The organism is Parafilimonas sp. (genome assembly GCF_047606085.1).
In the GTDB taxonomy this organism is placed as follows: domain Bacteria; phylum Bacteroidota; class Bacteroidia; order Chitinophagales; family Chitinophagaceae; genus Parafilimonas.
In genome coordinates this window covers 1-23,018 of record NZ_JASGEX010000223.1, presented here as the reverse complement: position 1 = coordinate 23,018, position 23,018 = coordinate 1, and the positions used below count along the sequence as shown (strand labels likewise).

The window sequence follows — 23,018 nt, the reverse complement described above, 5'->3', positions numbered from 1 at the left end:
TACAATGGGCATGCCGGAGGGCAGCCTTATACCGGATTTGTTTACCGAACAAGTCAGGCAATATTATCGTCACCGGCAAACACTGGTGAAAAATGCAGCCAGCTATATCAGCAAGATGCAAAAAGCGCTTCGGTTAATCAATATTCGCTTAGACGCTGTTGTGCGGGATGTAATGGGGCGTTCAGGCAAAGACATTATTGAAGCCATATTGAAAGGAGAGCGTGATGCAGCCGTTTTGTCCTCCCTGGCTCAGCCCACAGTAAAAGCGCCTAAAGAACAAATAGTTGCTGCCCTTAGCGGCGACTGGCGGGAAGAATATATTTTTGAGCTGAGGCAATGCTATGAAATATATCAACACTATCCTAAAAAAACAGATGAATGCGATGAAGTCATAAAGCAACTGTTAACGGCAGAAATACAGCGCAAACAAAGCGAAGAAAAGCTTGCTAAGGCAGAAGGGGTAAAAATAAAAAAAAGAAAGCCCGTAAAATGAGGCCGGGCTAAACATACAGCAACTGGCTGTTGATTTAACAGGCGGTGTTGATATTAGCAGCATTGAAGGGGTGGGGCCTGGATTGGTTTTATGCATCATCAGTGAAACAGGATCAGATTTAAAATCTTTTCCAACAGCTAAACATTTTTCATCATGGCTAAGCGTGGCGCCTGATATAAAAAAACAGGTGGCAAAGTAATAAGCAGCCACACGCACAAAGGCAAAGGCCGTCTGGCAAAAGCCTTTATGCAGGCCGCCAATGCCATCGGCAATATGAAGACAGGCGGTTATCTGATCCATTTTTTTTAAAGGATAAATCGAAGAAGTGGAAGAAGTGCAGCCATTATAGCCACGGCTAATAAGCTATCTGAAATAATATGGAATATGCTGGTAAAAAACAATCATACAATCCGGTAGTGGCTGTAGAATATCTTGATAAAATCCAGAAGAGAGAACTAAAGAATATCCAAAGAAAAATAAGACAGCTACATATTCAAGAAGGAGAACTCCTGTTTGCAACAGCATAACTATCAACGACCTGCATAAGGGTTATATATAATTTTCGCAGGTGGATGGTGACACCCACCTGTAGAACCCGCTGCCGGTCGGTGTCTCACCGACCGCAGTGCCACGTATAAAGCGAAAATTTGAAATGCGCACTTTTGGCGGAGTTAATTGATTTTGTGTTATTTTGTTTTTAGCTCACATCTGCTTTGGAGAACCTGCCCCGCACATGCGTACGTACAGGCGTAAGGGTTTTACACGACGCTCCTACGGAGCTCTTTATTATCAAATCATTTTTTAACTATAAACACATTGCCCATGCGGAGCATTTTTAAAGTTCCTGACCTGATGCCTTGCGGCTATCCAGAGAGGCTCAGGATGAAACGTAACGGGAAAATATTATTCACTAATTTATCCTCTGCCCGCTATAATTCTTTTTATACCCTGGTTTCCTTCAGTTGCCACTCAGGCCGCACATAATGACAGGTATAGCCATGCGGGTGTTTCTGCAAATAATCCTGGTGTTCTTCTTCCGCTTCCCAAAAATCAGATACCGGCGCCACTTCGGTAACGATTTTTCCCGGCCATATACCGGAAGCATCCATTTCTTTAATTAAGTTCTCCGCTGTTTGTTTTTGTTCATCATTCAAATAAAAAATAGCAGAGCGGTAAGAAGTGCCTATATCATTCCCCTGCCTGTTGCGCGTGGTAGGGTTATGCAACTGGAAGAAAAATTCCAGCAGCCTGCGGTAAGAAAGCACATCATTTTCAAAAGTTATTGCGATAGCCTCTGCATGCGAGCCATGATTGCGGTAGGTAGCATTTTTTACATCGCCGCCTGTATAACCAACAACCGTATGTGTTACGCCCGGCAAATGCCGGATAAGTTCTTCCACGCCCCAGAAACAACCACCCTCCAGTATTGCTTTTTCACCTGCCATATAATTGTATTAAGATGAAGGGAAAGAATCAACTTTAAAGCCAATTTATGTTTATACCAAAATGGCAGCGGCAATAATACTGAATTAATTCCCGCGATCCGAGGGCAAAATCGTATTAGCTGCCCGGCCCTGTCTTTAAAAAAATACACATAACCCCGCCAACAGTTTAGGTTAGTTTATACCTTTGCCGTTTTACACACCCATCATAAATTATGGCACAATCAGCTAATGACAAATACAACCTCGAAAGATTTGTTGAAGCGCAGGAAACAGAATACAGCATTGCCCTTAATGAAATAAAAAACGGTAAAAAAGAAACCCACTGGATGTGGTTTATATTTCCGCAGGTGCTGGGCCTGGGCTTTACAAGCACCTCCATGTTTTATGGTATTAAAGACCTGGACGAGGCAACCGCTTATTTATACCACCCGGTATTAGGCTGGCGGTTAATCGAAATATCCAACGTACTGTTAACCCTCAATACCAATAATGTCCGTGAAATATTTGGCAGCTCCGATGCTGTTAAGCTCCGTTCAAGCATGACGCTCTTTGCCGCAGTGCCCGGCGCCGATAAGGTTTTTCAGCTTGTGCTGGATAGATTTTTCGGTGGCAAGCCAGATGAAAAGACCCTGCAATTACTGGGTATATAACGCATTTATTAAACGATCTGCCGCTGTTGTGGCAACAAATGCACTACATCCTGCCATAATACTGTTCCGGCGGCATTTTAAATAAAACATTGCGCTGGTATTGTGTGAAGCGCTGCATTTCCTCATCGTGCGTATAAACCCAGTTATCGTATTTATTCTTGTTGATGGCCTGCCCGAACAGCCATTGGTTATAAGCATCAAACATGCCATCGCGCATTAACTGCAACTGCAGGTCGAATAATTTATAAGGATAATTGGCGGCATTGGTATGTGCCCAGTTGAGTAAAAACCTTGCCCGGAAAGCCGTGATTATTTCAGGGGAAATATCGCCGCTTTCGCTTTCCATGGCAGCCAGCATGGAGGAAGCAACCGCCTTTTCAAAATCATTGCCGTCCTTCTTCAGCGCTTCAATATTTGCCGTGCTGCCAAACAGGCTTTTATAATTTTTCAGCAATACGGCTTTTATTTCGGTGGTGCGCTTGGTAAGCGTTTCAATGTTTACAAATATTTCCCCGTAAATATTGCTCCAGAAAATATTGTTGTTATCAGCATAGTATTTACAGGCGTAATAATAGTTACCGCTGTAAGCAGGCCCGGCGGAAATACCTTTTTCCCATTGGTTAATGGCTTCCCGCTTATTGCCATATTGCGTAAACATGTCGCCATATTCGCTGTACAAAACGCCGCTTTTCGGGAACTTCTTTATGGCTGCCTTATACATTTTGTCGGCATCTTTATAAGAAGCTATGGCTTTATAGGCGAGGCCGAGTATCTGGAAGCTTTGTTCATCTGCATCCTGCCTTTCCGTAATGGATTTGCCTATTTTTACAGCCCGCTCATAATCCCTGCTTATGTAGGCAATGTAAGCTTCGTCTTTTAAGATTTCCAGGTTATCGGGATATTGCTGCAGGCCTTGTTCCAGTATCTGAATGGCGCCGGTAAAATCCTGCTGCTGTACAGACGCCGTTGCCTGCTTGCGGATGGATTCAACTGTTTGCTGCGCATACATCGGCTGCGAAGCATATAACAAAGCGATTAATAGGAAAATTTTCTTCATGTTCCGGCTTTTAATCATATATCAAATGCTGCCTTCTTTGTAAATATCATGCCTGTTCATAACAACCGCCCGTTAAATTTATTCATATATAAGGTTCGTAACAAGCCCGTCCCGCAGTTTGGGTTCAAACCAGGTGCTTTTGGGCGGCATAATGCTGCCACTGTCGGCAATATCAAACAATTGCTGAATCGTTACCGGGTACAGGCTGAAGGCCATTGCCCATTCGCCGCTGTTCACCCTGTTTTCCAGTTCGCCCAGCCCGCGGATGCCGCCTACAAAATCAATATTCTTATCGGTACGCTGGTCTTCTATGCCAAGATGTTTTGCCAGCACATTGTTTTGAAGTATGGTTACATCCAGCACGCCAATGGGGTCTTCGGCATAAGCGCCTTCTTTCGAAGTAAGCTTATACCATTTGCGGCCAATGAATAAACCGAACTCATGCAGTTGCTGCGGCTTATAAGCTGAATTAACTGCTTCCACCACAAAATCTGCCTGTAGCTTTTCCAGAAAATCTTCTTTGCTTAAACCGTTTAATGTTTTTACCACCCGGTTATAATCCATTATTTCCAGTTGACTGGAAGGAAACAGCGTGGTAAGAAAATAATCGGCTGAAGCTGTTTTTTTATCACCCAGGCTCTGGCGCACTTTGGCGGCCGAAGCGGCGCGGTGGTGGCCATCGGCAATATAGGTGAAGGGAATATCTTTCTTAAAAATCGCCTCTATGGATTCAATGACCTTATCATCGCTTACTATCCATACTGTATGTGCAATGCCATCATTGGCCACAAAATCGTACACCGGGCCTTTCCTGCTTATCCAGTTGTCAATCAAAGCATCCAGTCCGGCATTGGCCGGATAGGCAAGAAACACGTTGCCTGTTTGGGCGCCGGTGATTTTTATGTGGTTGATGCGGTCGTTTTCCTTCTCGGGCCTGGTTAATTCGTGCTTTTTAATGATGTTGTTTTCATAATCATCAATGCTGCTTAAGGCAACAAGGCCCACCTGGCTCCTGCCGTTCATGATCAACCGGTAGATATAAAAACATTCCTTGTTTTCAGAAAACAATATATCGCGTTTGCGAAAAGCGTCCAGGTTTTCTTTTGCTTTCTGATAAACCGGTTCGCTGTACACATCAACAGATTCAGGTAAATCAATCTCACTTTTTGTTATATGCAGGAACGATGCGGGGTTGCCCTGCGCTTCCACTTTCGCTTCGGCGCTGGTTAATACATCATACGGCTTGCTTGCCACCTGTTTTGCAAACTGCGCCTGTGGCCTTAGCGCCTTAAACGGTTTAATAGTTGCCATTAGTTTAAGCTATAGCTTCAAATTTATTTTTATAAATGTTTATCAGCGGTTAGCTGAAATCATAAAAGCATTATCCACGCTTTTCATTAAAATCTTTCATTACATCGCACAAGGCCTGCACGCTGCTTAACGGTAAAGAGTTATACATAGACACGCGCAGTCCGCCCACACTCCTGTGGCCTTTTACGCCCACCATGCCATGCTCTTTGCATATATCCAAAAACAGTTTTTCGTGCCCTGGATTTTGCGTGGTGAAGGTGGCATTCATCAGGCTTCGGTCGCGTTTGTCAACCTTGCCTGTAAATGCATCCAGCGTGTCCAGGGTATGGTAAAAAAGATCAGCGCGCTCCTGCGCCCTGCGTTCCATTTCTGCCAGGCCCCCTTCCTGTTTAATCCAGCGCAGCGTAAGCAGGCTTACATACACGGCAAAAACCGGCGGCGTATTCAACAGCGATTTTGCTTCGATATGATTGCTGTAATTTAATATAGAAGGGATGGTCCTGTTTACTTTACCCAGTATATCCTTCTTTATCACCACAATGGTTGTGCCCGCAGCGCCGGCATTCTTTTGCGCACCGGCATATATCAGCGCATATTTTGAGAAAGGCATTTCGCGGCTGAAGATATCGCTGCTCATATCTGCCACCAGCGGCACATTGGCTTCGGGAATAAAATGCCATTGGGTTCCTTCCACCGTATTGTTGGTAGTGTAATGCAGGTATCTGGCATGCTGCGGCACCGATAACTCCCGCGGGATATACGTATGCCCCTGGTCTTTCGACGAGCAGGCTATATGCACCTGGCCAAACAGCTTCGCTTCTTTTATGGCTTTGCTACCCCAGATGCCGTTATCGCAATAAGCTGCCGTTTCGTTTTCATCCAGCAAATTCATTGGCACCTGCATAAACTGCATGGTGGCGCCGCCCTGCAAATACAATACTTCATACGAATCATCCAGTTGCATCAATTCTTTTACCAGCGAACGCGCTTCTTCCAGCACGTTGATAAACCATTCGGTGCGATGCCCTATCTCCAAAATAGACAGGCCAATATTGTTAAAGTCAATAATGGCTTCAGACGCCTGCTGCAACACTTCAGCCGGCAACACCGCCGGGCCTGAATTAAAATTATACATCTTCATATTGCACTATAAAAAAGAGGTGCAAAGTAAATGCTTTACGGCCTAATTACCTTTCTTAATATGAGGGCGCTGCATAAATGGGCAGGGGATGTTGAAAAACAGGAGTTACAAGGGGAAAGGTAAAGGCCTGTTGTCCGGCATCGTCTCTCAAAGAGGACGATGCATTCATGCTGGCTTGTTAATTGTACAATAAAGCTGGCATTGTAGTTTGCGGCGGTATTCACATGAGTGATATCCCTTCGTTTTCTTATGATATTTTATGGGAGGAGAAGCGCATTCAGTCTGTGGCCAATCTTACAAGAAAAGACGGTGAAGGATTTTTAAAGCTGGCTGCCGGCGTCAATACCATAACCGAAGCAAAGTTGTTCCGGTTGCACGAAGCCAATGAAGCTTTGCAGGAACTGCAGCAGGGTAAATTTGCCGGTGCGGCTGTGCTGGTGATGTCCGGATAAATTGTATTGGATGGATGAAGTATCACCGGTCCGGGCGCTCATTGTGCTTCATCATTCCTGCGCTCAGGCCTCATTTGCGGAAAAAGCAGTACATCCTGAATGGAAGGCTGGTTGGTCATCAGCATACAAAGCCTGTCAATGCCAATGCCAATACCGCTTGTAGGCGGCATGCCATATTCAAGCGCCCGTAGAAAATCTTCATCAATATACATGGCTTCATCATCGCCGCGTTCCATTAAACGGCTTTGTTCTTCAAACCGTGCGCGCTGGTCAACAGGATCGTTTAATTCACTGTAAGCATTGGCCAGTTCCTTTCCATTAATCATCAGCTCAAACCTTTCTACCAGGCCGGGCTTGCTGCGGTGTTTTTTGGTGAGCGGGCTCATTTCAACCGGGTAATCAATAATGAATGTGGGCTGAATAAAATTGCCCTCCGCTGTTGCACCAAATATTTCGTCAATGAGCTTGCCCTTGCCCATTGTTTTATCTGCCTCAATATGTAATTGACTGCATACTTCATACAACTGTTCTTCATTCATTTCGCTTACATCAAAGCCACTGTATTCCTGAATGGCATCGTAAATGCTGATGCGTTTAAAGGGCGCCTTAAAACTGATGATGTTATCACCCACTTTTACTTCTGTTGTGCCATGTAATGCCAGGGCAATTTGTTCAAATAGCTGCTCGGTTGTTTCCATCATCCAGAAATAATCTTTATAAGCCGTGTACCATTCGAGAATCGTGAATTCAGGATTGTGCGTTCTGTCCATGCCTTCATTTCTAAAGTCACGGCTGAACTCATATACCCAGTCAAACCCGCCAACGATCAATCTTTTTAAATACAGTTCGTTGGCAATACGGAGGTACAAAGGCATATCCAGTGCATTATGATGGGTTACAAAAGGTTTTGCCGCCGCTCCGCCGGGAATGGGCTGCAGCACCGGTGTATCCACCTCCAGGGCGCCGCGTTCGTTCAGGAAGGTGCGCATGGTATTGATAAGCCGGGAACGTTTGGAAAAAACATCTTTTACCGCGGGGTTAATGATAAGATCTGCATAGCGCTGGCGGTAACGAAATTCAGGATCGGTTACTTCATCAAACACATTGCCTTGCTCATCGCGTTTTACAACAGGCAGGGGCTTCAGCGATTTGGAGAGCAGTGTAAAGCTTTTTGCATGAATGGAAATTTCGCCGGTGCGTGTTACAAACACAAATCCCGTAACGCCGATGATATCGCCTAAGTCAATTAAATGCTTTATCACTTCATCAAACAAAGTTTTGTCTTCGCCGGCACAAACATCATCTTTGCGCACATACAATTGTATTATGCCTTTGCTGTCTTGTATCTTGATAAAAAATACTTTGCCCTTATCGTTAATGCTCATTATCCTGCCGGCTACGCATACATCTGCAAACTGTTCTTTTGTTTCTTCTGTAAAATCCTTTTTTATATTGGCTGAATAATGTGTTACGGGATAGAGTGGTGCAGGGTAGGGGTTAAGGCCCAGCGCTTCCAGCTTTTCTAATTTATTTCTTCGTATGATTTCCTGTTCAGATAAATGTGTGCTCATTATGATGTATAATTTATTGTTGGCCGCTGGCCAACCGGGCGGCAAATATAAGCCAACTGAAAATTTTGCCGGATGTAGCAATAAAAAAGGGCGCATTTCAAATTTTCGCTCCATACGCGGCACTGCAGTCGGTGTCTCACCGACCGGTGGCGGGTTCTGCAGGTGGGTCACCACCCACCTGCGAAAATTTGAAATACGCCCATAAAAAAGCTGGCTCAGATTGTAAACAACTAAGCCAGCCGGAAATGCACAAAAGAAAATAATTGTATTAAATGTTTAAATTTTATTTATTAACATCGGATTTTATTTTGTTCAACGTTGATTTTCCCGGTAAATAAATCTGGAAACCAAAATTTAAGCTGAGCCTGCTGTTCAAGGGATCGTTTCCAAAGCCTACAATGCCATGATACTTTAACAGTGTTTCCAGGCCAATATTAGGGGTGACAAAATAAGCCAGTCCCGGCCCGAATCCTATTCCCAATCCATTTGTTGTAGAGCCCTCTGCAATATTTTGGCCTTCTATGCCCAAATTGGCTTCCCCAAAAAACCTGGTGTGTTTTACAACGGATTCTGTGTTTACCTGCCTGGGGCCAAAATAATAGCGCCCTAAACCGCCTACGCCATAGGTAGTGCTGGTGCTGCCCTTAACAACGTCTAAGCCCAGGCTGCCATAAGCGCCAACTGCAATATTGTCTTTAATAAACCAGGCAGCTTTGGGCGAAAGCGATATGGTAAAATGACTGTTTTTATTCAACCCTAAACTGAAGTCTGCGAGATCGCCTCCTATCATTACATTTCCTTTTTCGATCTGGGCATTGGTTCTTTGAACGAAAAGCAGCGATAAAATAGTTAATACAGCTAAAACCTTTTTCATAACGGATAATTTTTGTTTTGAATTTATTACTTGTTGTGTTTGCCTCTATTTAAGAAATATCATGCCAACCGGTGTTTGTGCACGGATTGAATATTTAAAGAAAAGTAATATTTAATCAAGCAAATCGGATGCATCATTTTCCAGGAGGTTAAGGTTAATGGCATCGCTGCCTGCAATGCCTTCAACCGATCCTTTAATATGCGCTGCATTCAGCAATACTTTTTCGAGTTGTTTTTCCCTTGTTTTCCATAGCTTTTCCATTGCATCGCGCTCTTTTTGAATGCTTAATTTCATGGTTAAAAAACCTTCCCGGATGGCATTCCACTGCTCGCTGAACTCGTGGCTGGTAAGATAATTATACAGCATGTGCATTTTATCGCCTTTGTTTTCCTGGCTTTTGGTAAGCTGAAAAACCTTCAGAATGCTGGTGCGCAAAACAGAGGCAAGGCTTCTTACCTCGGTGAAAGTGCACACATATACGCCATCTTTTTCCCCAAAACGTTCCATGTCTTTAGGCAGTGCTTGGGTAACAATTACCGCAATATCGGCGCCCTGGCTGCGCATATCGGCCTTTAATTTATCTATCCAGTCGGCGCCAAAGCTTGCCGTGCGTTTGCTTTCGTAAATAATTTTGCCGCATTCATTGCCAAAGGGATTGCAAACCACCTGTATGCAATCTGCGCCACGAACGCCCTTGCCCACAGGCGTAATTTTATCGTGCGGAAAACTGTTCTGCAAAATGTTTTCAAGTAATAGTTCCTGTACTTCGCCCTGCAACTGCATGCTGCCCTGCTCAGCCTTGCGTTTCATTTCTTCCGCCAGCTTTTTCTGATCTTCCAGTTGCTTGTCTTTTTCGGCAAGCTTTAGTTTATAATCATTTTCAAGCTGTTCTTTTTTCTGGTCTTCTATCTTTCTTATTTCAACCGCCAGCCTTTCTCTTTCTTCGATAAGTTTTTTCTGAACATTTAATTCAAGCTCTTCTTCCTTAAGCTTTAATTGCTGCTCTTTCTGCATATATTCAAACTCTTTGCGCCGCGCTTCTTTCAGTTTTTCTTCATTGCCGGCAACAGACTGCTGCAGCATCTTCATCTGGTTTTCATAATCGGCGGTTAAAGATTTCCTGAGCGATTGCTCAATATCTGCCTGCAGTTTTTTTCTTTCATCGGCCAGCCGTTTATCCAGTTCATCATCTTTTGCAGATAAGAGCTTTTGCAACTCCGACTCTTTCTTCCTGAAATCTTCTTCTTTTTTTAGCTGCCAGTCTTTCATTTTGGCCCTCAGCTCATTTTCTATCTGTTCCCTTATTACATTGTTGGGCTCAAATTCATGTCCGCACGAGGGGCAGGTTATCGTTGTGGCCATAGTCAGATTAAATTTGGCGGTAAAGGTAGTGTGAGGGGCTGGCAATGCATAAAACTTGTACAGAAAACTAAGGCATGCGGGCGCATAACATTTTGCCGGACACAAATATTTTTCACGCAAAGCATCTCAAGAGCTAACGAAAGATCATCGCCATGCTGCAGGACAATATTATTGCTCAGGCCTGCTGTCACACAAAGGATGTATGGTTTTTACCTGGTGATCAGTACGCCTGCAAATAATAATAGATATTTATTTAATGCTGTAACTGGTGATGCCTGTAGTTGTGGCAGAACCGGATGGCAATACTTGCCTCGAAATATTTTTTATGATCCCTATGTTTTTGGCAACATAATAATCCTGTGTATATACAACAATATAAGTAAACAAAAATGGTTTTCTTATTTCAACATAGCTGTGAATTACATTGCCGTATGTTTCACCGTTTACAGTAAGCGTCATGTTCTTTTGCACAATTTTTCCATAGCAGTTTAATTTAACCCCGCTTGCAGTGCCAGCGCTTTGCCGCCATGTTTTACCGGCATCCAAATTGTCGTTAAGAAATAAAATTTCCAGCTTTACGGCATCTGACTCACCTGTTTCTTCATTGGTATATATGTAGTAGTTGTGCGCTGTTTGATTATAATAGATCGTATCTTTTTTACCATCCTTTACCGTGTTTACGGCTGTATAGGCTTTACCATTAAAAGTTTTTTTAAGGTTAAGCACGGTAAGTTTGGACTCTTCTGTAACAGAACCGGTTTTATTGGTGTAATACCAGTTGGTTCCGGTTGTTAAAGGAAGGTACGTATTTGTCGCCGCAGTTGCATCGCTTACGGTATTATCGCTTACAGAAACGGCTGTGGTCGTATTTATTTCTTTTGAGCAGCCTGCAATTAAAATAAGGCTTATAAGTAACATTCTTTTCATAAGCTACGGTTTTTGGCCTGCGGGTGGCAAATACCAAGCCAGCTATGACTATACGCCTCAAAACCTGGTATTTTTTTCTTTATATAATTTCTTCCGGCAATTTAGGAGGATATAATCCCGGGAAATGAATATGCGCGGAATAGCAGGCATCTCTTTGCAAAAGGCTTAAAGCACTTTTATTCCAAAACTAATATTTGCAAAAGATGATCGCATCTTTACAGTTGTAACAGCAAACGCATGTATGTATCCCAATTTATACTATTTATTAAAAGAACTGTTTGGCGTTGATCTTTCTTTTTTAAGAGCCGTTGGCTCTGTTGGTTTTTTTATGGCACTGGGCTTTATTCCCGGCGCATGGTTATGGGCGCATGAACTGAAATATAAAGAAAAAAAAGGAGAGCTTACTTATATCGCCAAAACCATTACGGTTGGCCATGGCATGAGCGGCAGCCGTACCCTGCTTCATTTTGTACTTGGATTTATTGCAGGGTTTAAGCTGGTTGGCTTGGTTGTTCATCAATCACCTGTAAGTGGCAATTATCTTTTTTCATGGCAGGGAAGTTATGCCGGTGCATTGATTTGTGCATTCATCTGGGCGGCCTTCACACTCTATGAAGGATATAAAAGCAAAGATGACCAGCCGCATGCAATAACCATTCATGTTTATCCGCATGCGTATGTGATGAGAGGTGTTATAGTAAGCGCTGTTGCAGGTATTATCGGCGCAAAAATCTTTGGCGCATTGGAAAACTGGAGCGCATTCGTGGAAGACCCGGCCGGCAGCTTATTTTCTTCGGAGGGTTTTGCCTTTCTCGGCGGCTTTATTGTTGCCACTTTTGCCATGTGGGTCTATCATTATAAATTCAATGCACAGCGTATGCGAATGGCCGATGCATTAGCGCCATCGCTTATGTTGTGTTATGCATTGGGCAGAATTGGCTGCCAGGTTGCAGGCGATGGGGACTGGGGCATAAACAATCCAAACCCCAATCCTTTTACCTGGCTGCCTGATTGGTTATGGAGCTTTGATTATCCGCACAATGTTTTGCGCCGGGGCATTTATATGCAGGGGTGCACATGGGACGATTATTGTTATAAACTGGCTGTGCCTGTATATCCAACGCCTTTATATGAATTAATGCTTGGGCTGATAATTGTTGCCATATTGTTATGCGCACTCCGGCGTGAAAAAATGGCCGGCCGGGTATCAGCATATTGTTTAATGCTGATGGGCATTGAACGTTTTTTTATTGAAAAGATACGGGTGGATGTGCGTTATAGTTTTTGGGGACTGCATCCCACGCAGGCCGAGATGCTTTCTGTATTTTGCTTTTGCTGCGGTGTGCTCTTGTATTTCATTTCTCCAAAACTGAATGTGAATAAGATAGCAGGTTCTTAAAAATTATAAACTTCGTTTAAAGGCCTTATATTATTAATGCCGGGGGGGGATCAAAACTATAGAGGCAACAGTGAGCCCTGTATTAAAAGTTTAACCGGACAATAATGAAAAAATTTAAAGATGAAAATAAGTAAAGCAGTAATCTTATGATCCCCGGTTCTGGCAAAAATAATCTGACCTTTATTAAAGTAATTTTATTTTTCAATCGTCTTCTTTACAAATTACGGGCATGGCTGAAATAGCCGCGGAGAAAAATAATATCATACAAATTATAAAATCGTATAGCCAGCAATTGTTTGGCTTTATACGCAGCCGTGTGCCCACCAATGAAGATGCAGAAGACATTTTGCAGGATGTTTGGTACCAGTTGAGTAATCAGCCTGCAGCAGATGAAATTGAGAGCATGAGTGGCTGGCTGCATCGCGTAGCCCGCAATAAGATAACCGATAAATACCGCAGAAAAAAAGAACAAAGCCTTGATGACTATGCCGGCATGGAAGAAGATGAAGATGCACTGAATATTGCTGACATTTTAATAGCGGAAGATGATGATAATGCTGATACGAAAGAATTACAGCAACTGTTTTGGGATGCCTTGTTTAATGCATTGGATGAACTGCCTGCCAGCCAGCGTGATGTTTTTATTTTAAATGAACTGGAAGATAAAACACTGCAGCAGATTGCTGACATGCAGGGCGAAAAGTTAAAAACGATCATATCAAGAAAACGTTATGCCGTAAATCATTTACGCAAACGGCTTGAAGATTTGTATAATGAATTCATGAATTATTAAAATATATTTTATGCCACGCAATAAAAGAATGTTCCCGTTCCCGTTTTTAATCCTGCCAATTATATTATTGGCAGGCCTTATTGTGATGCTGTTATGGAATGCAGTGATGCCGGTTGCCATTCATGCCTCCACGCTCAATTACTGGCAGGCGCTTGGCCTCTTTATTCTATCCAAAATATTGTTTGGTGGTTTTCGTGGAAGGCCGCCTACAGGTCGTGGGCCTGGAATGTGGCGTGACCGCGGCTGGCAACTGCGGGAGAAATGGAAGAATATGAGCGATGAAGAACGGGCAAAATTACGCGAAGAATTAAGGCAGCGCTGCCGCAGGTTCCGTGAAGAATAAAGTTTTATTTACCTGCTTAATATACATCTTTCCGGTCGGTGTCTCACCGACCGGTAGCGGGTTCTACAGGCGGGTATTCCACCCGCCTGCGAAAATTTGAAATGCACCCCTTCATTTACCTGCTTAATATGATTATTTACCTACGGTTTATGTTATTAAACCTAAAACATCAAAGCCTGCTATTGTAAACAAAGATATTTTTGCAAGCCTTTTGCGAGGGCAGGCAGGCTTAAAGGCATTATAAATTATAGCTGTTTCAGATATACACTTAAACTATCAACGTAACATGAAGAAGAAACCAGGCATATTAAGTTTGCTGAAACCCTATTTACCCATTGTATTGTTATTAATATTATTCACGCTTTTAAGCAATGGAATAAATTTATTTATACCAAAGCTTATAGCTGACGGTATTGATAATTTCAGCGCAGCGCATTTTTCTTATACCACAACTATAACACAATTTCTCGTAGCAGTTATGGGCATATTCGTGTTCTCGTATCTGCAAAGTATTATTCAGACTTATGCTTCCGAACGTGTGGCGAGAGACCTGCGCACAAAGCTGTCTGATAAAATATCCAAACAGTCTTACGCTTTTATTGAAGAAGCTAATCCATCCAAGTTATTAACCAACCTTACTGCCGATGTTGATTCCATAAAAATGTTTATTTCGCAGGCCATTGTATCTATTACATCGTCTGCATTCATTATAATCGGCGCAAGTGTTTTGTTGCTTACCATTAACTGGAAATTAGCTTTATGTGTTATAGCCATCATTCCAATAATTGGTATTACTTTTTTTGTGGTATTAAAGAAGGTAAGGGCTTTATTTATTCAAAGCCGGGCTGTAATTGACCGGCTGAATAAAGTAATCAATGAAAGCATTTTAGGTGCAGCTATTATCCGCGTAGTTAATTCGCAGCAAACAGAATACAATAAATTTCTTGAAGCCAATACAAAGGCAAGGGATTTCGGATTATCTATATTGAAATTATTTGCAGGCCTCATTCCGGTTATCACATTCACATCAAACATGGCTGCATTAGCTATATTGGCGCTGGGCGGCCATTTTGTTATTTCAGGCAGTATGAGCCTTGGGGATTTTGCTGCCTTCAACAGCTACCTGGCTATGCTTATTTTCCCGGTACTGGTTATTGGTTTTATGAGCAATGTAATTGCGCAGGCATCGGCATCTTACCAGCGCATCAGCCATGTAATTGAAGCGCCGGATCCGCCTGATACCGGAACAATAACAAAACCGCTTGAAGGCGCAGTGGAACTTGAAAATGTAAATGTTATTTATGGCCAAACGCCTGTATTAAAAGATATCAGCTTTAATGTTAGGCCTTCTTCCCGCATAGCGATCATCGGCCCGACGGCAGCAGGTAAAACACAATTGTTATACCTGCTTACCGGTTTAATAAAGCCTGCTTCAGGCAATATAAAATTCGATGGCTGCAACATTGGAGATTATAACAGCGAAGCCTTTCACAGGCAGGTGGGTTTTGTTTTCCAGGACAGCATTATTTTCAACATCAGCATAAGGGAAAACATAGCATTCAGCGATACGGTTACAGATGAGTCGCTGGAGAAAGCTGTTTCAACTGCTGAACTGAAAACATTCATTAATAGCTTACCCAATAAATTAGATACGATTGTTTCGGAACGTGGCTCAAGCCTTTCAGGCGGCCAGAAGCAACGGATCATGCTGGCAAGGGCGCTGGCGCTGAACCCAAAAATTTTATTGCTGGATGATTTTACATCGCGTGTTGACAACAATACCGAAAAGAAAATTCTTGACAACATACAAAAAAATTACCCCGGTCTTACATTGATCTCTGTAACGCAAAAAATTGCAACCATTGAGGAATACGACCAGATAATTTTATTGATGGAAGGCGAAATTATCGCCACCGGCAAACACGAACAACTGGTGCATACCAGCCCTGAATATGTTCAGCTATTGAATTCACAAAAAAGCACCAGCAGTTATGAATTACAATCTTAATGAAACCGTTGATAATAAGAAAAAAGTATCTACCTGGCCTGCGCTCAGAAGCCTGTTGCAGTTAATAGCGCATGAAAAGAAGAACCTGTTGCTGGCATTTGCTATCATATTGCTCAATGCAATCATTAATCTTGTCGGGCCGTTGCTTATTGGTTATACCATTGACCATTTTGTGCAGCACAAGGATTATCATGGTGTATTCGTGTTTTCATCTATACTGCTGGTAATTTACCTCACGGGCTTGTTCACAAGTTATTTTCAAACCAAGCTTATGGGCAGCATCAGCCAGCGCATGTTATTTACCCTGCGCAATACTATTTTTCATAAGCTGCAGTCGTTGCCTGTTGCTTTTTTTAATGCGAACAAAGCAGGCGATCTTATATCAAGGGTAAATAATGATACGGATAAAATAAACAGCTTCTTTTCACAAAGCCTTATGCAGTTTATCGGCAGCATCATGACCATGGCCGGCGCCGGTATTTTTCTTTTATCCATACATTTTGAGCTGGGTGCGGCAGCGCTTGCACCCGGTTTGCTCATTTTTATTTTTACAAAGCTTGTATCGCCGTGGGTAAAGAAAAAGAATGCAACCAATCTTAAAAGCGTTGGCAGCTTAAGCGGCGAAATACAGGAGAGCCTTGACAATTTTAAAGTGATCATCGCCTTTAACCGCCGCGATTATTTCAGGAAGCGTTTTGATGAGGTCAATCAGCAGAATTATAAAACAGCCATTGGCGCAGGGCTTGCCAATAATTTGTTCTTGCCGGTTTACAGTTTCTTTTCAGGCCTTGCACAGCTAACTGTATTAACCTTTGGCATTTATCTTATCGCGAACGGAAGTTTTTCAATCGGTTTGCTGGTAAGTTACCTCACTTATGTTACCTATTTCTATAACCCGCTGCGACAACTGGCTGCCTTATGGACAAATTTCCAGGTGGCTATGGCCGGCTGGGACAGGATATCGAAAATACTTTCCATGCAAACAGATATTGTTACAATTAATAACAACCATTCAATCGAATCTGATGCATTGATCGAATTTAAAAATGTACATTTTGGTTATGACAGCAAAGAAGTGCTGCACGATATTTCACTCAAATTATCAAAGGGAAAAACGTATGCATTTGTGGGGCCAACCGGTGGAGGAAAAACAACAACGGCTTCTTTAATTGCACGTTTATATGATCCTGTAAACGGAACAATCTTTCTTGACGGGAAAGATATCCGCACATATACTCCGGAAGAACGTACAGGGAAAATCGGTTTTATTTTGCAGGAGCCGTTTTTGTTCACGGGAACTGTAAAGGATAATATTTTATATGGCAGCGAAGCCTGTAAAAATTATACGGATGAACAGGTTGAAAGCCTTATTCATAAAGCAAACCTGCAAAGCCTTATAGATGTTTTTGATGATGGGCTGCAAACAAAAGTTACATCATCCGGCAATAATATCAGCCTCGGTCAAAAGCAACTGATTGCATTTATGCGCGCTGTGTTGCGTAATCCTGAAGTATTAATTTTGGATGAAGCTACTGCTAATATTGATACAGTTACAGAGCAACTGCTGGAAAACATTTTAAACAAACTTCCTGAAAGCACTACCCGCATCATTATTGCACACCGGCTCAACACCATTGAAAATGCTGATGAAATATATTTTGTAAATGCCGGCGAGGTTATTCGCGCCGGTTCCTTCAGCGATGCTATTGATAAATTGCTGCATAATAAACGTGTAAGCTGATAAAAAACTTCCACTGCTTTAAAGTAATTCTTCCTTCTGTTCGTCTTCTTAATAAATACTCATTTAAAAATTTATTTTATGAAGACAACACAAATCTTAAAAGCAATAGCAATTGGCATATTTGCCGGCGCAGCCATATTTTTTATCCCGTTTCCATTCCGTTTCTTTTTCGGTTTCATTTTTATATTCTTTGTCATCAGGTTTTTTGCCTGGGGCAGATGGGAAAGAGGGTATGGCCGCAGAAATTTTGGCGGTCATTATTTCTGGAACCCGTCTTACACACAACGCTGGCAAAACATGAGCGAAGAAGAACGAAAAACCTTCATTCAGAAAATGGAAAGCGAGTTATTTAAAACAAACATTGCACCTGAATAGTTGCATCATTTTAAAAAATTTCAATTATGAGAAGAGGTGGTTTATTTTTTATAGGGCTTATATCAGCCGTTATAACCATTATAAGTTTAAACATGGCATTCGGAAGGCCGGGTTATTATCATAACCGCTTTGAACGCTATGAACGGTTTCATCGTTGTGAAGGACATTATTACGATCATCGTTACAACGATGATAAAAACCTGCAAAATAAAAATAAGCAAGGCAGGGATTCAGGTTACAGTTATTAAATAACGTGAGTTCAGGATAAGTTGCAGGTTGCCCGTCATTTCGACTAAAGGATTTGCGTTGCAAAATCAATGTGGAGATGACAAGTTAACTTTGAAAGAATCAGGTTACAGCAGTGTAGCAGAATGTCGGTTAGAGTCTTAGTACCTGCCTTCGACTATTGCTTCAAAGCCTGGTCTATCAATGTTTGGTGATACTGTTGGTTGCAGTATTCCCGTTTGGCACATTGCCTTTTTATGTTAAACCGCTTTGAGCTGTAACCTGCTTTTTTGTTAATACTTAAAAAGTTGTTATGTCAAAGGTAATTGAGTTCGATCAAAAAAATGCCAATGCAGCGGCCATAGATATTGGCGCAAAAAAGATCTTTGTTTCAGCCGATGGGATCACAGTAAAAAGCTAGGATACATTTACGGCAGGTTATCGCCAATGTATTGAAGAGTTAGCAGAGCAAAAGGTAAAGCGGGTATGTATGGAAGCCACCGGTATTTACTGGATAGCCCTGCACCAGATGCTGGAACAGGCAGGTATGGAAGTTTGCCTTGTAAATCCGAAAGAGGTAAAACAGGTCAAAGGCAGGAAGACAGATGTGGCAGATGCCTGTTGGATGCAAAAAATGTTTAGTGCGGGATTGGTTCGTCAAAGCTATATTCCTGCCGGCAAACTAAAAGAGTTGCGCATGATGGTACGTGAACGGGAAGATATAATAAGCATGGGCAGTACTTATGTAAACAAGATGCAAAAAGCTTTGGAGTTAATGAATATCAAACTCACAGAGGTGATCTCTCAAATCAATGGGGTAAGTGGTATACGCATGATAGAAGCGATCATCAACGGAGAACGTGATAAAGAAAAGCTGCTGGCGCTTTGCCATGTAAGCATACGTGAGAAAAAAGCGGAGCAGGTACTAAATGCGTTGGAAGGTCATTACAATGAAAGCTGGCTATTTCTGCTGGAACAGAATCTAAACCTGTACAAGGTTCATCAACAACAACTTTTAATTATTGATAAACGCGTAGAGGTACTGCTATTGGATTTAGAGCGCGGTAAAGAGCCTGTTGAAAGCGGGTATAAAGCCAAGCCTATCCGTCATCATAAGCCAGAGATAAAAAATCTGCATCAGAAATTACTAAACATTTATGGAGCAGAAGTCAACTGTGTTCCCGGCGTTACTGATTATACACTACTTAAACTGTTGGGGGAAGTTGGCACAGATATGAGTCGTTTTCCAACCTTTAAGCACTTCGTAAGCTGGTGTGGCCTGGCGCCCGGTCATAACCAAAGCGGATCAAAAAGCAGGAAAACAAAAATGAAAAATCATTCTAATGCAGGGCAGATATTCAGGGAAATAGCACAAGCCTTACTCCATAGTAAATATGTGGCAATTGGTTGTTTTATCAGAAAGCTAAGAGGCAGAAAAGATGCCCGGATAGCTATCAAAGCGGGAGCAAGAAAAATAGCTATTGCATTCTACAACTTGTTGACAAAAGGAACACAATATGTAGAACAAGGTGTTGCGAAATATGAACAGCAATTAAAGGAAAGAGAACATAAGTTTTTACAAAAACTGGCTTTAAAACATGGAATGAAGGTCGTTGAAATTCAACAACTTACCTGACATGTCATTGGCACGATAGGAGAAATCTCTCGAAATGCAGCCAGCAAAAAAATCATGAGACCTCTCCTGTCGTCGAGGTGACGACTCAACTTCATAACAAAACTCAACAACATAATATCCAATCAGAATTTCAATTTCTTATCCCGAACTCACGTTAATTATAGTAAAAAAAAGGAGAGAAGTATGTACAGTAAACATTCATTTGCACCATTTATGCGTGCTGCCCGCGGAAGGCATCATCATCCGTTCATGCAATCAATATGTCGTGCACCGGTAAATATTTATAAAACGGAAAACAGTTTTGAAATAATGGTTTTTGCACCGGGCAGGGTTAAAGAAAATTTCAATGTGAAAACACAGGGCAGCGAACTGGTTGTTTCTTACAAGCCACAGGAAGGCTTGCAAAGTCCTGAGTGGCTTAAGAAAGAATACAGCCGCGGCGCTTTTGAACGCACGTTCACTATTGATGATTCCATTGATACAAACAACATCCGGGCAAATTATGTTGACGGTGTGTTGCAGATAAGCCTGCCGGTAATACCGGGCAGGGAGACACCGCAACAGGATATTCCTGTAAATTAATTTTTTTATGTATTGAATGAATGGGTTGAATAGCTCTAAAATGAAAGAGGCTGCTTTCGTGGCAGCCTTTTGCTTTTCTTACAAGTTAAAATTGAAAAGGGATCTTAGACAACTACGGGCGCCGCATTTAAAATTTCTTTTGAAACCTTCGGCGCATATTTTTCAAAATTCTTTATAAATAAACCGGCAAGCATATTCGCCTGCTTATCGTACCCGTTTTTATCAGACCAGGTATTCCGGGTATTTAATATTTCCTGCGGCACACCAGGGCAGGTGCAAGGCACCATCATACCAAATACAGGATGTTTTTCAAATGCCGCTTTTTTAAGATTGCCATTTAAGGCAGCGCATATCATGGCCCGTGTGTAGCTTAATTTAATACGGCTTCCAACGCTATATGGGCCGCCAATCCAGCCGGTATTTATCATCCATACATTTACATTGTGCTCCTTTAATTTTTTGCCCAGCATTTCAGCATATACTGAAGGATGCAATGGTAAAAACGGGGCGCCAAAACAGGTGCTGAAAGTAACTTTTGGTTCTGTAACCCCTTCTTCGGTGCCGGCAACCTTTGCTGTGTAACCACTTAAGAACTGGTACATTGCCTGGCCTGGTGTAAGCAGGCTTATTGGCGGTAAAACACAATAAGCATCGCAGGTTAAAAAGAAAATATTTTTTGGCGTTCCGCCAATACCGGAGTGTACAGCATTGGAAATAAAACCGAGCGGATAACTTACCCTTGTATTTTCTGTAATTTTTGTATCGGAAAAATCAATTTCATTCGTGCCTTCAAAAAAAGTTACGTTTTCAACCAACGCACCCGGTTTTACAGCATGAAATATTCCGGGCTCTTTTTCTTCACTCAGGTCAATGCATTTTGCATAACAGCCGCCTTCAAAATTAAAAACACCAGTGTTTGTCCAGCCGTGTTCATCGTCGCCAATGAGTTCTCTTTCCGAGTCTGTGCTCAGCGTTGTTTTACCCGTTCCGCTTAAACCAAAAAATACGGCCACATCGCCCTGCCTGCCAACATTGGCACTGCAATGCATGCTTAGTACCTGCTTATTATGCGGCAGCAGGTAATTGAGAATGGAGAAAATGCCTTTCTTTATTTCGCCGGTATAACCCGTTCCGCCAATTAAAACCATTTTATGGGTGAAGGAAATAATAGCAAAGTTTTCCTGGCGTGTGCCATCGGTTTTTGGATTAGCCTTAAAAGAAGGCGCCTGTAAAATAAGCCAGCCGGGCCTGAAGGTTTCCAGTTCTGCTTCGGTTGGCCGTATAAACATATTATGCGCAAATAAATTGCTCCAGGGGTTTTCATTAATTATACGGATGGGAAGGCTGTAGCTTTCATCGGCGCAGGCATAGCAATCCCTCACCCAAACTTCTTTTTGCGCATTAAGATGCCGGGTTAATTTTTCTTTTAACTGTGCAAAGTATTTTTCGTCAATAGCGATATTAAAATCGTTCCAGTCAATGCTGTTTTTGGTAACAGCATCTGCTACAAAAAACCTGTCTTTAGGGCTTCTGCCGGTAAAAGCGCCGGTTAAAACGCATAAAGCGCCGGTATTGTTAATCACGCCTTCCCTGCGCTGAAGGGTTTGCTCTGTTAGTTCATCCGGCGAAAGCTGGTAATGGATACAGGGTGCAGACAGCCCAATTTTTTTTAATTGAGCGGTTGGTATAAAAGCTGTTTCAACTGCCATAGAAATTATTTAATTAACAGATAGAAGCGGCAAATGTATCTATAAAAAACTTACAAATGTTAGTTAATTATTTTGATTAAACTTTTGCTTTAAGAGCCTGTCTAGAAATGAAATGTAAAAATACCCTTATGTGGATAAGTGGATAAAAAAGGCTGTGGCTTAATGGAGGAAAGTCGTTTTAAAAGATTCACCAAAAAATTTTAAAATGACAAATTATCCAACAAATTTAAGCGACAGCCAATGGCAAGTTATTTCAAAATATTTAGATGTAAAAAGGAGCCGGAAATATGATTTATGCGAAATAGTCAATGCTATTTTATACTTAGTAAAAACCGGTTGCCAATGGCGAATGCTGCCACAGGATTTTCCGGGATGGAAGATTGTGTACTATTATTTTTCAACCTGGAAAAAATCATCCCTTATAGAATTAATACACGAATCATTGGTAGAACAAACAAGGAAAGCAAATGAAAAAAATGAGGAGCCTACAGTGGGTATAATAGATGCGCAGAGTGTAAAGAATACCCTTGTAAGCTGCGAGGATAAAGGCTTTGATGCAGGTAAAAAAATTAAAGGTATTAAAAGGCATATCATTGTTGATACAATTGGGTTGATACTTTCTGTTGTAATACAAAGTGCCTCGGTTCAAGACAGGAACGGTGCTTTAAGCGTAGTGGAGAAGCTGACAGCAAGCTGGAAGAAAATAATTAAAATCTTTGCAGATGGAGGTTACAGCGGAACATTGGCCGATAAAATAAAACAACAGTTTAAAATAATTTTTGAAATAGTAAAGCGGGATGAAGCACACAAATTTAAAGTGCTTCCCAAAAGATGGATTGTTGAAAGAACATTTGCCTGGATAGATACCAACAGAAGAACATCTAAGCATTATGAAAGATTGAATGACACAGGAGTAGCCATGGT

At 41.9% G+C, this 23,018-nt stretch carries 21 protein-coding genes and 2 pseudogenes; 14 read left to right on the top strand and 9 right to left on the bottom strand.

Annotated features, from left to right (window positions below; translation table 11 throughout):
• Both QM629_RS19850 and QM629_RS19845 read left to right on the top strand, forming a co-directional pair.
• Positions 1-493 (top strand): annotated as a pseudogene (locus tag QM629_RS19850) (hypothetical protein); the annotation flags it as partial.
• A 13-nt stretch (positions 494-506) separates the two neighbouring features.
• Positions 507-692 carry a transposase gene (locus tag QM629_RS19845; protein ID WP_415161649.1) on the top strand — a complete coding sequence of 62 codons (186 nt, stop codon included), beginning with the start codon at positions 507-509 and terminating at the stop codon, positions 690-692.
• Between the two features lie 742 nt (positions 693-1,434).
• Here QM629_RS19845 and msrA read toward each other — a convergent pair.
• Positions 1,435-1,938: a peptide-methionine (S)-S-oxide reductase MsrA gene (gene msrA, locus QM629_RS19840; protein ID WP_415161648.1), complete on the bottom strand. Its 504-nt coding sequence runs from the start codon at positions 1,936-1,938 to the stop codon at positions 1,435-1,437.
• A gap of 212 nt (positions 1,939-2,150) precedes the next feature.
• Here msrA and QM629_RS19835 point away from each other — a divergent pair, with 212 nt between their 5' ends.
• Entirely contained in the window at positions 2,151-2,588 is a 438-nt protein-coding gene (locus QM629_RS19835; protein WP_415161647.1) for a DUF1810 domain-containing protein, read from the top strand.
• A 43-nt stretch (positions 2,589-2,631) separates the two neighbouring features.
• Here the strand turns inward: QM629_RS19835 and QM629_RS19830 are convergent, their stop codons facing one another.
• The 3 genes from QM629_RS19830 to serC form a co-directional block, all read right to left on the bottom strand.
• A complete protein-coding gene (locus QM629_RS19830; protein WP_415161646.1) occupies positions 2,632-3,645 on the bottom strand; it encodes a tetratricopeptide repeat protein in 1,014 nt (337 codons plus the stop codon).
• Positions 3,646-3,723: 78 nt separating this feature from the next.
• Entirely contained in the window at positions 3,724-4,956 is a 1,233-nt protein-coding gene (locus tag QM629_RS19825; protein WP_415161645.1) for a DUF1015 domain-containing protein, read from the bottom strand.
• Positions 4,957-5,026: 70 nt separating this feature from the next.
• A complete protein-coding gene (gene serC, locus QM629_RS19820) occupies positions 5,027-6,097 on the bottom strand; it encodes a 3-phosphoserine/phosphohydroxythreonine transaminase (protein WP_415161644.1) in 1,071 nt (356 codons plus the stop codon).
• A 224-nt stretch (positions 6,098-6,321) separates the two neighbouring features.
• Between serC and QM629_RS19815 the strand changes: the two genes are divergently transcribed.
• The gene (locus QM629_RS19815) at positions 6,322-6,549 is read left to right on the top strand and encodes a hypothetical protein (protein ID WP_415161643.1); all 228 of its coding nucleotides are present in this window, start codon (positions 6,322-6,324) and stop codon (positions 6,547-6,549) included.
• Positions 6,550-6,587: 38 nt separating this feature from the next.
• Here QM629_RS19815 and lysS read toward each other — a convergent pair whose 3' ends face one another.
• The 4 genes from lysS to QM629_RS19795 all read right to left on the bottom strand — a co-directional run bounded on the left by lysS (position 6,588) and on the right by QM629_RS19795 (position 11,283).
• Positions 6,588-8,120 carry a lysine--tRNA ligase gene (lysS, locus tag QM629_RS19810; RefSeq protein WP_415161642.1) on the bottom strand — a complete coding sequence of 511 codons (1,533 nt, stop codon included), beginning with the start codon at positions 8,118-8,120 and terminating at the stop codon, positions 6,588-6,590.
• Positions 8,121-8,403: 283 nt separating this feature from the next.
• Entirely contained in the window at positions 8,404-8,994 is a 591-nt protein-coding gene (locus QM629_RS19805; protein WP_415161641.1) for a hypothetical protein, read from the bottom strand.
• Positions 8,995-9,105: 111 nt separating this feature from the next.
• A complete protein-coding gene (locus tag QM629_RS19800) occupies positions 9,106-10,356 on the bottom strand; it encodes a DUF2130 domain-containing protein (protein WP_415161640.1) in 1,251 nt (416 codons plus the stop codon).
• Positions 10,357-10,605: 249 nt separating this feature from the next.
• Positions 10,606-11,283: a hypothetical protein gene (locus tag QM629_RS19795; RefSeq protein WP_415161639.1), complete on the bottom strand. Its 678-nt coding sequence runs from the start codon at positions 11,281-11,283 to the stop codon at positions 10,606-10,608.
• 241 nt (positions 11,284-11,524) lie between these two features.
• Here QM629_RS19795 and QM629_RS19790 point away from each other — a divergent pair, with 241 nt between their 5' ends.
• From QM629_RS19790 to QM629_RS19750, 9 genes and pseudogenes are all read left to right on the top strand, one after another.
• Positions 11,525-12,682 carry a prolipoprotein diacylglyceryl transferase gene (locus tag QM629_RS19790; RefSeq protein WP_415161638.1) on the top strand — a complete coding sequence of 386 codons (1,158 nt, stop codon included), beginning with the start codon at positions 11,525-11,527 and terminating at the stop codon, positions 12,680-12,682.
• A gap of 229 nt (positions 12,683-12,911) precedes the next feature.
• Positions 12,912-13,475: an RNA polymerase sigma factor gene (locus tag QM629_RS19785; RefSeq protein WP_415161637.1), complete on the top strand. Its 564-nt coding sequence runs from the start codon at positions 12,912-12,914 to the stop codon at positions 13,473-13,475.
• 10 nt (positions 13,476-13,485) lie between these two features.
• Entirely contained in the window at positions 13,486-13,818 is a 333-nt protein-coding gene (locus QM629_RS19780) for a hypothetical protein (protein WP_415161636.1), read from the top strand.
• Positions 13,819-14,104: 286 nt separating this feature from the next.
• Positions 14,105-15,826, top strand: a complete 1,722-nt coding sequence (locus tag QM629_RS19775; protein ID WP_415161635.1) for an ABC transporter ATP-binding protein — start codon at positions 14,105-14,107, stop codon at positions 15,824-15,826.
• Entirely contained in the window at positions 15,810-17,567 is a 1,758-nt protein-coding gene (locus QM629_RS19770) for an ABC transporter ATP-binding protein (protein WP_415161634.1), read from the top strand. Before QM629_RS19775 ends, QM629_RS19770 begins: the two co-directional genes overlap by 17 nt.
• Before the next feature lie 78 nt (positions 17,568-17,645).
• Entirely contained in the window at positions 17,646-17,942 is a 297-nt protein-coding gene (locus QM629_RS19765; protein WP_415161633.1) for a hypothetical protein, read from the top strand.
• 26 nt (positions 17,943-17,968) lie between these two features.
• Positions 17,969-18,190 (top strand): hypothetical protein, encoded by a 222-nt coding sequence (locus QM629_RS19760; protein WP_415161632.1) that lies wholly within the window; start codon positions 17,969-17,971, stop codon positions 18,188-18,190.
• A gap of 413 nt (positions 18,191-18,603) precedes the next feature.
• Positions 18,604-19,803: pseudogene (locus QM629_RS19755) on the top strand (IS110 family transposase); the annotation flags it as partial.
• Between the two features lie 249 nt (positions 19,804-20,052).
• Positions 20,053-20,385: an Hsp20/alpha crystallin family protein gene (locus tag QM629_RS19750; protein WP_415161631.1), complete on the top strand. Its 333-nt coding sequence runs from the start codon at positions 20,053-20,055 to the stop codon at positions 20,383-20,385.
• Between the two features lie 104 nt (positions 20,386-20,489).
• On the opposite strand, the gene pckA is transcribed toward QM629_RS19750, so the two are convergent.
• A complete protein-coding gene (gene pckA, locus QM629_RS19745; protein WP_415161630.1) occupies positions 20,490-22,094 on the bottom strand; it encodes a phosphoenolpyruvate carboxykinase (ATP) in 1,605 nt (534 codons plus the stop codon).
• A 205-nt stretch (positions 22,095-22,299) separates the two neighbouring features.
• On the opposite strand from pckA, the gene QM629_RS19740 reads away from it, so the two are divergent.
• Positions 22,300-23,018: IS5 family transposase (locus QM629_RS19740; protein WP_415161629.1), on the top strand; the 719-nt coding region annotated here is incomplete at its 3' end.